Source organism: Streptomyces tendae, from assembly GCF_014650435.1.
GTDB lineage: Bacteria > Actinomycetota > Actinomycetes > Streptomycetales > Streptomycetaceae > Streptomyces > Streptomyces tendae.
Map to the genome: position 1 here is coordinate 73,300 of NZ_BMUY01000017.1, position 14,854 is coordinate 88,153.

10 protein-coding genes are annotated in these 14,854 nt (G+C 71.8%); 2 read left to right on the top strand and 8 right to left on the bottom strand.

The features are described from left to right. Window positions 1-58 precede the first annotated feature (58 nt). On the bottom strand, window positions 59-2,182 hold the full coding sequence (locus IE258_RS34180; protein WP_189749678.1) for a DNA gyrase/topoisomerase IV subunit B: 2,124 nt from the start codon (window positions 2,180-2,182) through the stop codon (window positions 59-61). Window positions 2,183-2,622: 440 nt separating this feature from the next. Here IE258_RS34180 and IE258_RS34185 point away from each other — a divergent pair, with 440 nt between their 5' ends. Then, window positions 2,623-2,853: a DUF7455 domain-containing protein gene (locus tag IE258_RS34185; protein ID WP_007445070.1), complete on the top strand. Its 231-nt coding sequence runs from the start codon at window positions 2,623-2,625 to the stop codon at window positions 2,851-2,853. 111 nt (window positions 2,854-2,964) lie between these two features. Here IE258_RS34185 and IE258_RS34190 read toward each other — a convergent pair whose 3' ends face one another. From IE258_RS34190 to IE258_RS34220, 7 genes are all read right to left on the bottom strand, one after another. Next, window positions 2,965-3,822: a S1 family peptidase gene (locus IE258_RS34190; protein WP_189749679.1), complete on the bottom strand. Its 858-nt coding sequence runs from the start codon at window positions 3,820-3,822 to the stop codon at window positions 2,965-2,967. 158 nt (window positions 3,823-3,980) lie between these two features. Beyond that, window positions 3,981-5,513, bottom strand: a complete 1,533-nt coding sequence (locus IE258_RS34195; protein WP_189749681.1) for an RNA polymerase sigma factor — start codon at window positions 5,511-5,513, stop codon at window positions 3,981-3,983. Window positions 5,514-5,939: 426 nt separating this feature from the next. Beyond that, entirely contained in the window at window positions 5,940-6,827 is an 888-nt protein-coding gene (gene whiH, locus IE258_RS34200; protein ID WP_127893815.1) for a sporulation transcriptional regulator WhiH, read from the bottom strand. 163 nt (window positions 6,828-6,990) lie between these two features. Then, a complete protein-coding gene (locus IE258_RS34205; RefSeq protein ID WP_189749683.1) occupies window positions 6,991-8,985 on the bottom strand; it encodes an ABC transporter ATP-binding protein in 1,995 nt (664 codons plus the stop codon). Window positions 8,986-9,040: 55 nt separating this feature from the next. Next, a complete protein-coding gene (locus tag IE258_RS34210) occupies window positions 9,041-9,799 on the bottom strand; it encodes an NUDIX hydrolase (RefSeq protein WP_189749684.1) in 759 nt (252 codons plus the stop codon). Window positions 9,800-9,930: 131 nt separating this feature from the next. Then, complete coding sequence (locus IE258_RS34215; protein WP_189749685.1) at window positions 9,931-11,418, bottom strand: DUF4192 domain-containing protein; 1,488 nt, start codon at window positions 11,416-11,418, stop codon at window positions 9,931-9,933. A 119-nt stretch (window positions 11,419-11,537) separates the two neighbouring features. Further along, on the bottom strand, window positions 11,538-13,697 hold the full coding sequence (locus IE258_RS34220) for a RecQ family ATP-dependent DNA helicase (protein ID WP_189749687.1): 2,160 nt from the start codon (window positions 13,695-13,697) through the stop codon (window positions 11,538-11,540). A gap of 288 nt (window positions 13,698-13,985) precedes the next feature. Between IE258_RS34220 and IE258_RS34225 the strand changes: the two genes are divergently transcribed. Beyond that, a complete protein-coding gene (locus IE258_RS34225) occupies window positions 13,986-14,600 on the top strand; it encodes a hypothetical protein (protein ID WP_189749688.1) in 615 nt (204 codons plus the stop codon). Window positions 14,601-14,854: the final 254 nt, after the last annotated feature.

Sequence of the window (14,854 nt, forward strand, 5' to 3'; positions counted from 1 at the left end):
CGCACGACGGACCGGGCCCGGTTCTCGCTCCCGGGCCCGGTCCGACGACTGAGCGTGGTCACGCGTCGATGCGCGACCGGTCCAGCGTCGCCGCCGAACTGGAGATGAACTCCTTGCGGGGTGCGACGTCGTTGCCCATCAGCAGGTCGAAGACCTGCTCGGCGGAGTCCAGGTCGGTCAGGTTGATCCGGCGCAGGGTGCGGCGGCGCGGGTCCATGGTGGTCTCCGCCAACTGGTCGGCGTCCATCTCACCGAGGCCCTTGTAGCGCTGGATGGAGTCCTTGTACCGGATGTTCTTGCTCTGGAACTCCATGAGCTTGTCGCGCAGCTCCCGGTCCGAGTACGTGTAGACGTACTTGTCCTGGCCCTTCTTCGGCTGGACCAGCTCGATGCGGTGCAGCGGCGGCACCGCGGCGAACACCCGGCCGGCCTCGACCATGGGCCGCATGTAGCGGTGGAAGAGGGTCAGCAGCAGGGTGCGGATGTGGGAGCCGTCCACATCGGCGTCGGTCATCATGATGATCTTGCCGTAGCGGGCCGCGTCAATGTCGAAGGTGCGACCCGAACCCGCCCCTATGACCTGGATGATCGCCCCGCACTCGGCGTTCTTCAGCATGTCCGTGACGGACGACTTCTGGACGTTGAGGATCTTGCCCCGGATCGGCAGCAGCGCCTGGAACTCGGAGTTGCGGGCGAGCTTGGCCGTGCCCAGCGCGGAGTCGCCCTCGACGATGAACAGCTCGCTGCGGTCGACGTCGTCGCTGCGGCAGTCCGCGAGCTTCGCGGGCAGCGACGACGACTCCAGGGCCGTCTTGCGGCGCTGGGCGTCCTTGTGCTGGCGCGCGGCGATACGGGTACGGGCCGCGGCGACGGCCTTCTCCATGACCACCCGCGCCTGCTGGGCCGCGTCACGCTTGGTGGAGGTCAGGAACGCCTTCAGTTCCTTGGTGATCACGTTGTTCACGATCCTGCGGGCCGCCGAGGTGCCGAGGACCTCCTTGGTCTGGCCCTCGAACTGCGGCTCGGCGAGGCGGACGGTGACGACCGCCGTCAGGCCCTCCAGTGCGTCGTCCTTGACGATGTCGTCCTCGGCGACGCGCAGCATCTTCTTGGTGCGCAGCACCTCGTTCATCGTCTTCGCCACCGCCTGCTCGAAGCCGGCGACGTGGGTGCCGCCCTTGGGCGTGGCGATGATGTTGACGAACGACCTGATCGTGGTGTCGTAACCGGTGCCCCAGCGCATCGCGACGTCGACGCCGAGGTCACGGGTGACCTCCGTCGGTGTCATCTGCCCTTCCTCGTCCAGCACCGGGACCGTCTCCTTGAAGCTACCCTGCCCGCTGAAGCGGAGGGTGTCGCAGACGGGCCGGTCACTGGCCAGGTACTCGCAGAACTCACTGATGCCGCCGTCGAAGCGGAACGACTCCTCACCCTTGCTGCCGCCGTCGCCGAGACCGAACTCGTCCCGCACGACGATGGTCAGCCCGGGCACCAGGAACGCGGTCTGGCGGGCCCGCTGGTGCAGTGTGTCCAGGGAGAGCTTGGCGTCCCTGAGGAAGATCTGCCGGTCCGCCCAGTACCGCACGCGGGTGCCGCGACGGCTCTTGGGGACCTTCCTGACCTTGCGCAGCCCGTTCCCGGCGTCGAACTTGGCGTCCGGGCCCGCTCCCGCGAACGCGCCCGGCACCCCGCGGCGGAAACTGATGGCGTGGGTGTGCCCACCGAGGTCGACCTCGATGTCCAGGCGGGCGGACAGGGCGTTCACCACGGAGGCGCCCACACCGTGCAGACCGCCGGAGGCGGCGTAGGCGCCACCGCCGAACTTGCCGCCGGCGTGCAGCTTGGTCATGACGACCTCGACACCGGACAGGCCGGTCTTGGGCTCGACGTCGACCGGGATGCCCCGGCCGTTGTCCCGGACCTCCACCGAGGCGTCGTCGTGGAGGATCACCTCGATGTGGTCGCAGTAACCGCCCAGGGCCTCGTCGACGGAATTGTCGATGATCTCCCACAGGCAGTGCATCAGACCGCGGCTGTCGGTGGATCCGATGTACATGCCCGGACGCTTGCGCACGGCCTCGAGCCCCTCGAGGACGAGCAGGTGCCGCGCGGTGTAGTTGGACCCGTCCCGGTCTGCTCCTGCCAGCAGCGCAGTGGACGGCACGGATGTATCGGCGGTCACGCGGTTCGCTCCTCGCTGAATTTCAGATGGGGCCCCGCTGGGTAAGGGCGTGGCTCGGTTCACCGGTCAGAGGGTACCGAGCCCTGGTAGAGCCGCTGTAACGCCACCCTCGTCGCGTACACACCCTAGTCCAGCGTCGCATGTCTGTTCGATCCCTCGATGGGGTGAAGTACACATCACGTTCCCTTCGAGGCATGAACCATTTAGGCTCCGGGCACGTCCTCATGAACAAACCGGCAACCCAGCCGGCGGGACCGACACTGACCGACTGCGCGAACCCGTACGACACAGAGACACGCAATACGGCACATTCGCCGCCAATCGGCAACAGCCGGCCCCTCGGAAATTTTTTTCGAGGAAAAGCCACGAGCGGGAACGTTTTGGGGCTGGTTGGATGTTGACCCTGGTACGACAGCTCGTCGAGCTAGAGAAGAGGCGACGTGACTACTGTTCTGACTTCCGCAAGCCCGCTGACGGCTGCCGATCGCTGCGACCGCTGCGGCGCCCAGGCATACCTGCGCGTCGTCCTGCTGAGCGGCGGAGAACTGCTCTTCTGCGCCCACCACGGTCGCAAGTTCGAGCCGGAACTCAAGAAGATCGCCGCTGAGATACAGGACGAGACGGAGCGGCTGACGGCCGTTCCGGCATCTTCCGCCGAGGAAGAGCGCTGACTCAACGCGCCCGACGACGAGCCGAATCGGCACAGGCCGATGAACGGGCGGCCGCCTCCGGATCCCGGAGGCGGCCGCCCGTGCTCGTGCCCGAGAGGCTCTCAGCGGCCCTCAGAGGCCCCCGCGCCGGCCGGCGGCCGTGCCGTCCCAGCCCAGCGTCCGCAGTATCGAGGAGACCCGTGTGTACACCCCGGGACTGCCCGGGCGCCCGCAGCCACTCCCCCACGACACCAGACCGATGAGCCGACCCTGGCCGACGAGCGGTCCCCCGCTGTCCCCCTGACAGGCGTCGCGGCCGCCGGCCTCCTCCCCGGCGCAGAGCATGGTGCTCGGCAGGTACCGCCCGTCGTCGCTCCCCGGATACGCCCGCTCGCAGGAGGCGTCGGGAAGCACACGGACACGCGCCGCGTGCAGGCCGTTCGCGTAGTCGCCGGCGCCTGAGGTGTCCCCCCAGCCGTAGACGAGGGCCCCCGTGTCCGGCGTGTACGCGGGGTCGCCTTCCGCCGCCATCCCTATGACGGAGCCGGCGGGAAGGGCTTCGGAGAGAGTGAGCACCGCGAAGTCGCCGGCGTTGCTGCCGTCGTCGTGCCCCGGATTGACCCACACGGAGCGGACGGGGATCTCCTGACCCTGGTCCGAGAGCAGATCGGTGCGGCCGGCGATGACCTTCAGGTCGCCCACCTGCTCGGGCGGCGACCCGAGCACCTCCTCCCCCAGGCAGTGGGCCGCGGTGAGCACGGTGGTCCGGCCGACGGCCACTCCCCCGCAGAACTGTCCCGCCCGCGTACCCCCGAACCGGTCACGGCTGGAGAGGGCGACGGTCCACGGGCTGTCGGACACTTCGACCGGAAATCCTCCGACGACGATGCTGTCGGCGGCCGCGGGGGCGGCGGACCCCAGCGGTATCGCGGTCGCCGCGGCCGCCAGCACCAGCGGCCGGGCCAGTGTCCGGGCAAAGAGACGACGCATGCGGGCTCCTCACTCCTAGGTGGTCATGAGACACCCAGAGTGATCCAGTACGCCGCGTCGCGCACCCGCTGCCCAGCGCGAAGGCCCGGTTCCGCATCGTGCGGAACCGGGCCTCGTCGCTCGTGTGTCGCTCGTAGCGCCTGTCGCGATGCCGCGACCTAGTCGAGGTAGTCCCGAAGCACCTGGGAGCGCGACGGGTGACGCAGCTTCGACATGGTCTTCGACTCGATCTGGCGGATGCGCTCACGCGTGACGCCGTACACCTTGCCGATCTCGTCGAGGGTCTTGGGCTGACCGTCGGTGAGGCCGAAGCGCATGGAGACGACGCCCGCCTCGCGCTCGGACAGGGTGTCGAGCACGGAGTGCAGCTGCTCCTGCAGGAGGGTGAAGCTGACCGCGTCGGCCGGGACGACTGCCTCGGAGTCCTCGATGAGGTCACCGAACTCGCTGTCGCCGTCCTCGCCCAGCGGGGTGTGCAGCGAGATCGGCTCGCGGCCGTACTTCTGGACCTCGATGACCTTCTCCGGGGTCATGTCGAGCTCCTTGGCCAGCTCCTCCGGGGTGGGCTCGCGGCCCAGGTCCTGGAGCATCTGGCGCTGCACGCGCGCGAGCTTGTTGATGACCTCGACCATGTGCACCGGGATACGGATGGTGCGGGCCTGGTCGGCCATCGCGCGGGTGATCGCCTGGCGGATCCACCAGGTGGCGTACGTGGAGAACTTGTAGCCCTTGGTGTAGTCGAACTTCTCCACGGCGCGGATCAGACCGAGGTTGCCCTCCTGGATGAGGTCCAGGAAGAGCATGCCGCGGCCCGTGTAGCGCTTGGCCAGGGAGACCACCAGGCGGAGGTTGGCCTCCAGCAGGTGGTTCTTGGCCCGGCGGCCGTCCTCGGCGATGATCTCCAGCTCGCGCTTGAGCTTGGGCGCGAGCTTGTCCGAGTTCGCCAGCTTGTCCTCGGCGAACAGACCGGCCTCGATGCGCTTGGCGAGTTCGACCTCCTGCTCGGCGTTGAGCAGGGGGACCTTGCCGATCTGCTTGAGGTAGTCCTTGACCGGGTCGGCCGTGGCACCGGCCGCGGCGACCTGCTGGGCCGGAGCGTCGTCCTCGTCCTCGTCGGACAGCACGAAACCCGCGTTCTCGGTGCCCTCGGGCTCCTCCGTCGCGGCCTTCGGCTCCTCGGTCGCCTCGTCCTCGAGAAGCTCGCCGTCTTCCTTCTTGGCCGTGGTCTTCTTGGCCGCCGTCTTCTTGGCGGTCGTCTTCTTCGCCGTCGCCTTCTTGGCGGTCGTCTTCTTGGCCGCCGCCTTCTTGACGGGTGCCTCTTCCTCGACGGCGGGCTCGGTGGCGGGCGCCGCCGGGGCGGTGGGAGCGGTCGCCTTCCTGCTGGTCACCGTCTTGGCCGCGACCGTCTTGGTGGCGGTGCGCTTGGCGGGACTCTTCGCTGCGACGCTCTTTCGGGTGCGCTTGGGCTCTGCGGCACTGACCATCAGCGTCACACCCTCTTCCTCGAGGATCTGGTTGAGGCTGCGCAGTACGTTCTTCCACTGAGTGGCCGGAATCTGGTCAGCTTCGAAGGCCCGACGCACGTCGTCGCCGGCGATCTGCCCCTCAGCCTTTCCCCGCTCAATGAGCGCCATGACAGAGACGGACTCGGCGATCTCCGGCGGGAGCGTACGGGATGTGCTGGCCGACACGAACAACCTCTCGGAACGTTGAAAAACGGCTTCCGGCCCCGTCCACGGTGGACAGGGGCCGACCACCGGCTTGGGAATGGGCCGACGGTGCGGGCGGGCCGGGGAGATGCACAGCGCCGTGAACGGCGTCCGTATTCCCTCCGCGGCTGTCACCTCTTAGGTCATCGTGTTGTTCCCAAGAGCGTTACGCCCAATCCGCGTGGCCCGAGTCACACCCCGTAAGCGATCAAAACCGGTCAGATGCGGATGAATAAGGTCACCGACCCATGCGGCCCGGTCACGCCGGGAAGACTCAGCCTCTCATCAGACCGTCGGACCCCGCGGAACCCATGAGCGGCTCCGCGGGGTCCGACGGTGACGGCGGCGGCCGGCCACTGCCACAGGAGGGGTTTGGCAGGCCCGGACCGCGCCGTCCGGCGGAAGCGGTCAGTGCTCGCGAGGGGCGGGCACCACGCGTTCCACCTCGGGGTGGACGGTCAGAAGTTGACGCATGGCCGCCTCGGCCGCCGCGCCGTCGCCGGTGGCGAGGGCGTCGACGATCCTGCCGTGCTGCGCGAGCGACACGTCGTTCGGCCGGTCACAGCCGGTGACCGGGCCCCCGGAGACATGGAGGGCGGCGGAGACGATCCCGGAGAGGTGGTCCAGCATCCGGTTGCCCGCGACCTGGATGAGCAGGGTGTGGAACTCGGCATCGGCGCGCGAGAAGGTGAGCGCGTCGCCCTGCCCCATGGCGTGGCCCATGATCCCGACCATGTCGGAGAGCCGCTGCTGGACCTCCTCGCGTCCGTGCCCGGCGGCCAGGCGCGCGGCGAGCGGCTCGATCGTCCAGCGCAGCTCGCTCAGCTCGCGGCGCTGGTCGTCGCGCTGCGGGCCGAAGGCACGCCATTCGATGATGTCCGGATCCAGCAGGTTCCAGTCACTGACGGGACGCACCCGGGTGCCTACGTTGGGGCGGGCGCTGACCAGCCCCTTGGCCTCCAGCACGCGAAGGGACTCGCGCACCACGGTGCGGGAGACCTCGAAACGCTGCCCGATCTCCTCGGGCACCAGCGGGCGGTCGGCACCCAGGTCGCCCGAAACGATCATCTGGCCCAGCTGCTGGACGAGTTGCCCGTGCAGTCCGCGGCCACGGTTGCCCGCGGTGCGCCGGCCCACGCGGCCCAGCTCGGGCTCCACCCCTTCCCAGGCGGGCGCCCCGACGCGGTCGACGGGGGGCGTCTCCGCGTACGGGTAGCGGTCGAGTTCGCCCGGGTTCGCGAGGCCGGAGTCGGCGGAACGGGCGGCGGTCATCATGGTGTGCGCAAGGGTACTCACGCATCCTTTGTCGGCGTCGGCCCCAACTCCCTTGAGGTCTTTGGTGAAAAGCACACGAAAGGGTGATCGCTCACCCCGTCGCAATTGACGCCTTATCGGAAAGAAATGGGCTTTCCCCGGGGAGTTGCGCGCACGGTCGGAACGGAAGGGCGAGACAGCCGTCTCAAACCCTGCTCCGCAGGGTCGTGAGCAGATAGGCGCAGAGCAGGGCGGTCAGCGACAACGTCATTGCACCGCCCACCGGTTGGGCGATCAGTCGCAGCACCTCGGCCACGTAGCGCTCGCCGCCGAACGGCCACTGGGTCAGGAGGACCTCGCGCACCCGCATCGGGAACCCGGCGGCCGTCCGTACGGACGGGCCCGCCCAGACCTTCTGTACGAGCGGTACGACGACGACCGGGACGGCGACCACCGCCGCCAGCCCGGCGGTGGTGGACCGGAAGACGCCGGCGGCGAGCACCCCGGACCAGGCGCACCCGACGACGAGTCCGAGCCAACCCGCGCTCAGCGCGGGCCAGTCGGCGGGAACCCGCGCGAGCTCCGGGCCGTAGAGGAGCCGGAGCACCTCGGCGTCGCAGCCCACCGTCAGGGCGGCCAGCAGCAGTGCGGCCGCCCCGGAGACGAGGAGTTTGGCGGTCAGCAGCCCCATGCGGCGGGGCACGGTGCCGCGGTCCGCGGCCAGGGCGGGGTGGCGGAACTCGTCGCCGAAGGCGAGGGCGCCGAGCAGCCCCGCGCCGAGTGCGGCGGGCGGCAGCGGGAGCTCGCGCGGCCACGCGGCCAGGAGCCGCGGTTGCGGGGTGTGTCCGATCCGGGCCAGGACCACGGCGGTGACGGCGGACACCAGGAGCACGACCGCGCCGGTGACGAATCCGGTACGGACACCCGCCGCGCGCCGGAGTTCGTAGCGCAGCGGACGCAGGGGACCGGGGGCGGAGCGGACGGAGATGGGTGGTGGGAGCGTGGCGGCCGCTTCTGGGACCGTCGCGCTGCCGGGGGTGAGGCTGCCGGCCGGGCGCGTTGTGCGGTGCGGGGTGGCCTCGGGTGCGGAGAGCCCGGGAGCTCCGGGCCGGTGGCCGGGGAGGAGGGCCTGGCGGGGGCCGGGAGTTCTGCGCAGGACGGTCCCGGACGCGGGGCGGTCTGCGGCACCGGCGGTGTCCGCGACAGCGCCTCCCCCCGCGTCGGGAGCCTGGCACGGCGTGCCCGGCCTCTCGGCGTCCTGCGCGCGACCGCCGTCCGCGTCCGGTCGCTCCTGCTGCCGGGCTGCCGGGATCTCACCGGCCCCGGGCCCCATGTCGCCGACCTCGTCGGCCAGTTGGTGAACGAGGATCCCGTGCCGGAAGGCCGTCTCGCCGATGTCGGCGCACGTACTGCCGTAGACGGCGAGCCGGTTGCCGCCCTCGCGGACCACCTCGACGGAACGGCGTGCCGTGCGTGCCTCCTTCGTCACCAGGTCGGCGAGGCGGACGGCGTGCGGGCTGCGGACGGCGACGCGGGGCCGCAGCCGGGTACGGGAGAACTCCGCCGCCTCCTGGTCGGCGACGACCCTGCCCCGCTCCAGCGTGACGACGTGGTCGGCGCTGCGCGCGGCCTCCTTGGGGTCGGCCGTGGTGAACAGGACCGTGCCGCCCTGGGCGGCATGGGCGCGCAGGGCGCCGTGCAGCCGCCGGGCGTCCTGGGCGGAGAGTGTGCCGGCGGGGTCGTCGAACACCAGGGTGTGCGGGTCGGGCACCAGCGCGCAGGCCAGTCCGAGGCGTCGGTCCATGCCGCGGGAGAGGGTGCCGAGGCGTTCGTCGCGCAGGCTCGCGAGGCCGACCGACTCCAGGACCTCGTCCGCCCGGCGGACGGGGACGCCGGCGGCCGCGCACAGCATGCGCAGATGGCCGCGCACCGTACGGGTGGGGTGGCCGGGAACGTCTCCCAGCAGCACGCCCACCTCGTGTGCGGGGTGGGCGATGCGGTGCAGGGGGCGGCCTCTGAAGTAGGTGAGACCACGGCCCCGTTGGAGCTCGAGCATGAGTCTGAGTGCCGTCGTCTTGCCGGCGCCCGATGCTCCGAGCAGCGCGGTGACGCGGCCCGCGCGCGCCTCGAACGAGACGTCGTCGACGGCGGGCGGAAGCTCCTTGCGGGGGTTGCTGGTCAGTCCGAAGGCCTGGATCACCTTTGGCAGAATAGCGTGTGATATCCGGTTTTTCGGGCATCGCGTGGACCCGGGGTCACACCTCGGGACGGAGCATCGGGGGGTTGAGCAGGGTCGCGCCGCCCGCGCGGAACAGCTGGGCGGGACGGCCGCCCTGACGGGTGGTCGTCCCGCCGGTGGGGACGAGGAAGCCCGGAGTGCCCGTCACCTTGCGGTGGAAGTTGCGAGGGTCGAGCGCCACGCTCCACACCGCCTCGTAGACACGGCGCAGCTCGCCCACGGTGAACTCGGGTGGGCAGAAGGCGGTGGCCAGGGAGGAGTACTCGATCTTGGAGCGGGCTCGCTCCACCCCGTCCGCCAGAATCCGGGCGTGGTCGAAGGCGAGCGGCGCCACCGCCTCCCCGGGCCTGCCGTAGCCGCTCTGTTCCAGCAGTTCCTCGACCGGGGCCCAGCGGGCGTTGCTCGCGTCACCGCCCGCTCGCGGTGCGGGCAGGTCCGGGGCGAGCGCGAGGTGGGCGACGCTGACCACCCGCATACGGGGGTCGCGCTCGGGGTCCCCGTATGTCGCGAGCTGCTCCAGGTGGGCACCGTTGTCCTGGCTGGGCGCGGCGGGATCGTGGACGCACAGCCCGGTCTCCTCGGCCAGCTCCCGAGCCGCCGCCTGCGCCAGGTCCTCACCGGCCCGTACGAACCCGCCGGGCAGGGCCCACCGGCCCTGGAAGGGAGGCTCGCCCCTGCGTACCGCCAGCGCGCACAGCGAGTGACGACGCACGGTCAGCACGACCAGGTCCACAGTGACGGCGAAGGGCGGAAACGCTGACGGGTCGTAGGGCATGCGGCGATCATAGTCGTCTGCCTGACGATAAACACTCCCTTCGCCAACCGCCGGGGGTACTGATCCACTTCCTTCCGCCCTGTGTCTCACCACCCGTATGCGCGCACTGTGCGGGGGCGCGTCGCACCAGGTCAGGTGTGCGATGTCGACGAGGCGGCCGACTCGTGGGGCCCGCCCACATCTCCCAGGCCGCGGCCACCCGTCTCAGGCGCACTCGCCACCCCCTTGGCTCCCGTACTCTGCCCCGCCCGCCCCCTTCCGGCCTGTGGCCGGCGCCCCCGAGACCGGCGGACGGCGCGGGACGTGGCGGGAGAACGCGTACGGCGCCGGTCGCCCGAAGCCGAGACCGTCGAGGGCCGGACGGGCTCCCGCCCCGTGAACGGGCCGCCGCGTGCGTCGTCGTCCGCGGCGCCCTCGCCTCCTTCCCTGCCCTCGCGCAGGCAGCGGCGGATCGACTCGGGGTCGAGCCCCTCGTTGCACGCCTGGTGCAGGAGCCGGGCGAAGAGGTAGTCGGGGTCGGCGCCGAGGGCCATGGCCAGTGCCTCCCGCGCCTCCAGTTCGTCACCGGCGGACCAGGCGACCCAACCCGCGAGGGTGAGCGGCGCGGCCGCGTGTTCTCCGTACGGCCCGACGCAGCGGCGGGCCAGGGCCCGCCAGAGACGCAGCGCGGGGGCCGCCTCGTCGCCCTCCATCCACGCGGCCGCGCGATCGCGTGTCGTCCGGTCCTGGAGTCCGAGGATCAACGCCGCCGCCTCGTCGTGCCCCAGCAGCCGGTCGTCACGCAGGTCCTCGGCCGGCACGCCGGACACGCACGGGGCCTCGGCCAGGCGTCGCATGATCCGCTCCGCCGACTCCAGGGTCTCCTCGGCCACCTCCGCGCGGCCGTCGGCGTCCAGGATCCGGGAGACCAGCGTCGCCGCGGTCGCGTCCAGGGCCGCCGCCTGCTCGACCGCCACCGCGTCCTCCCTGGGGAGCATCCTGACCCGCAGCTCACTGAGCGAGCCGCGCACCTGGATACCGGCGTAGGTGGCCGCCGCGGCCAGCACCGACGTACCCGGCGGCCCCATGGGGAGGCCCTCGGCCGGGCAGCATGCCTCCGCGTCGCAGCAGTACGACCAGAACCGCCCCTCCGAGATGCACAGGGCTTCGACGACCGGAATGTCCAGGGCGCCGCACTCGACCCGCAGCTTCTGGGCCAGCGGCCGCAGGCGCTCCATCACGTCCCGACCGGTCTCGCCCCGGCCCGGCTCCTGGCAGAGGTAGGCGACCATCTGCTCGGGGCGCACCCCTCGGCGCTCGCTTCCGGTCACCAGGCCGTGGACCAGTTGCCCGGCGGCGCCCGCCCAGTCGTCCGGGCTCGCCGGGATGCCGAGGCGTGCGCGGCCGCCGAACCGGCCCCGCCCGTCCCTGTCGCGCAGGGCGGCCAGGACGATGCTGTCCTCGGGGCGGTATCCGAGCAGGTACGGCAGGGCGTCGGCGAGCTCTGCGGGGGTGCGCAGGGTGACCTGGTGTTCGTCTCCGGGGCCCGCGTGCGGGGTTCGGTGTGCCCGGTCCGGTGGTGCGGCCTGCGAGATGTCACCGTTCTCGGAGGATCCAGGCGTTTCGCTGTGGTTCGTCATGGCTCGACGATCTCGCGGATCGGGAAGTTCCGCTTTGCCCTGTGGATAACTATCGGCAGGGACGCGTCATCCTGGCGCGCCTCGGACCTTCCCCGCCTCCCCCGCCCTCTCCGAAGGCTTCATCCGGCCAGGGCCAGGACGAGCGGGAGCACCTCGCCGGCACCGGCCTGGCGCAGGAGGCGGGCGCCCACGGCCAGCGTCCAGCCGGAGTCGGTGTAGTCGTCGACGAGGAGGACCGGTCCGGGGGTGCCGGCCAGGGCCGTGGCGAGTTCGCCGGGCACGGTGAACGACTCGGCCAGGGCGCGCAGCCGCTGCGCGGAGTTGCTGCGGTGGGCGGCGTACGCGTCGGCCTGCGGGGTGAGGGCGAGGCTGCCCAGCAGCGGGAGCCTGCCGACCCGCGCCACCCCCTCGGCCAGTGAGCCGACCAGGTGCGGGCGGGTGCGGGAAGGCATGGCGACGACGCCCACCGGCCGCGCCACCGCGTCGGGAGAGCCGGACGCCCAGCCGCCCGGTGAGCGCGCCCAGTCGGCCAGCACCGTGACGACGGCGGCCAGCACGTCGTCCGGGACCGGGGCGTCCGCGGCCTGTGCCGACAGAAGCGGCCGCAGACGGTTGCCCCAGCCGATGTCCGAAAGCCTGCCCAGCGCCCGCCCGGTGAGGGCCTGCTGCCCCGCTGGGATGCGGCCCTTGAGGTCCATCCCCACCGCGGCGAGCCCGGTCGGCCACATCTTGCGCGGCTCGACCTCCACGCCCGGGCGGTCCAGCTCGCCCGTGGCCGCCGCCAGGGCCGCGGAGGAGACGGCCGGGGCGAGCCAGGGCCCGGCACAGGTGTCGCAGCGACCGCAGGGGGCCGCCTTCTCGTCGTCGAGCTGCCGCTGCAGGAACTCCATGCGGCACCCCGTGGTCGCCACGTAGTCCCGCATGGCCTGCTGCTCCGCCTGGCGCTGCCGGGCCACCCACGCGTACCGCTCGGCGTCGTAGACCCAGGGCCGTCCCGTGGCGGTCCAGCCGCCCTTGACGCGCTTGACCGCGCCGTCCACGTCCAGGACCTTGAGCATCGTCTCCAGCCGCGAACGGCGGAGGTCGACCAGCGGCTCCAGCCCCGGGAGCGACAGGGGCCGCCCGGCCTCCTCCAGCACCGCCAGCGTGCGCCGGACCTGCTCCTCCGGGGGGAAGCCCACCGAGGCGAAGTAGGCCCAGATCGCCTCGTCCTCCCGGCCCGGCAGCAGCAGGACGTCCGCGTGGTCCACACCGCGCCCCGCGCGCCCCACCTGCTGGTAGTAGGCGATGGGGGACGAGGGCGAACCCAGGTGCACGACGAAGCCCAGGTCGGGCTTGTCGAAGCCCATGCCCAGGGCCGACGTCGCCACGAGCGCCTTCACCCGGTTCGCCAGCAGGTCCTCCTCCGCCTGCAACCGGTCGGCGTTCTCCGTCTTGCCCGTGTAGGAGGCCACCGGATAACCGCGCTGCCGCAGGAAGGCCGCGACCTCTTCCGCCGCCGCCACCGTCAACGTGTAGATGATCCCGGAACCGGGCAGATCCCCCAGCCGCTCCCCCAGCCACGCCAGCCGGTGCGCCGCGTCCGGCAGCTCGAGCACTCCCAGGCGCAGGCTCTCCCGGTCGAGCGGCCCCCGCAGCACCAGGGCGTCCCCGCCCCCCGTGCCCAGCTGCTCCGCCACGTCGGCCGTGACCCGCGCGTTGGCGGTCGCGGTGGTGGCCAGCACCGGCACCCCCGCCGGCAGCTCGGCCAGCATGGTGCGCAGTCGGCGGTAGTCGGGGCGGAAGTCGTGGCCCCAGTCGGAGATGCAGTGCGCCTCGTCGACCACGAGCAGGCCGGTGGTGGCCGCGAGCTTCGGCAGAACCTGATCGCGGAAGTCCGGGGAATTGAGACGCTCCGGGCTCACGAGGAGGACGTCGGTCTCACCCCGCTCGACCTCCCCGTAGACCGTCTCCCAGTCCTCCGGGTTCGCGGAGTTGATCGTGCGGGCGCGGATCCCCGCCCGGGCGGCCGCCTCGACCTGGTTGCGCATCAGCGCCAGCAGCGGCGAGATGATCACCGTGGGCCCCGCGCCACGCCGCCGGAGCAGGGCGGTGGCGACGAAGTACACGGCCGACTTGCCCCAGCCGGTGCGCTGCACCACCAGAGCACGCCGGTGCTCCTCCACCAGGGCCGCCACCGCCTGCCACTGATCCTCCCGCAGCCGCGCCGCGCCCTCACGGTCGCCGACGAGCTCGGCGAGGACGGCGTCGGCTTCGGTACGGAGTTCCACGTGGTCCATACCCCCATGCAACCCGATGGCACCGACAATCGGCGAATCCGGAACGGACCGCGGCGCGTGCCGTGCCCCATGCGTCGCCCGGTGCCCCTCCGGGTAGGGATATAGAACGCACATCGGCCGATATGGGTCCTCGGTCTCAATTGCTCGTTGCCGCATCCAAGTTCGACAGGAAGAATTGAAGTCCGCTCCCCGCACGGCCCTTCCGTGACCCGGCAGGGCTTCGCTGCGGTGCGCGCTCCCCGAATCCGACCCTGCCCGCAGTGTGGGCGCGTAGCCGAAGGGAGGAACGTGACCTTCGGATTCGCTCCGTCCTCGGCGGCCTCGTTTTCGTCGTCCGCCGCTTCCGCCACCCGCATGCTCGAACCGGCGGAGTGGGCCGCCGCCGGGATCCCGCTGCTGCGCAATCCCCGCGAGGTCGTCACCGGACTGCACTCGCGGCACCGCCCCGAACCGGCGACGGCGGTCGTGGCGGTACTCGACCCGGACGAACGACTGCGCGCCAGCGCCTCGTTCACCAGCCGCCGCTCGCCCGCCGACGGCTGGGTGTTCCGCAACGCGCTGCTCTCCCAGTTGCGCCGCGTCATCCCGCACGATCTGCGGCGCCGCACTCCGGTGCGCACCGCCGTGCTGCTCTACTGCCGTGACGGCGACGCGCGTTGGACGCAGGAGGACGGCGCGTGGATGTGGGGGCTGCGGGACGCCTGCACGCTGCACGGATTGCGCTGCGGCGCGTACATCACGCTGACCCGGGACGGCTGGCAGGTCCTCGGCGAGGTCCGCGGCGGGCGTCGGCCCAACGCGGCGTCGGCGCCGGAGCCCTTCGCCACGGCGGAGGCACCGCCCCCGCCGCCGCGCACCGGCGGGGCCGCCTCGGACGTGCTGCGCCGCGCCGCGGCCCGCTGAGCACTGCGGAAGGAAGGCCGGGCTCGGAGGCCGCGTCGGCCTGCCCGAGCCGACTCGCCCGTGGCCCCAGCGGTGACACGCCCTGCACGTGACCGGACGGCCTACGGAACGTACCCGTGACCCGACGGATTACGGAACGTGCCCGTGACCCCACCGATGACAGCAGTGCCCGTGACCCGACCCGCGGACGGACCGTGCCCGTGGCCCGACCGGCGTGCGACCCGTCGGGCCCGGTCCGCTACGGCGCCGGGCGT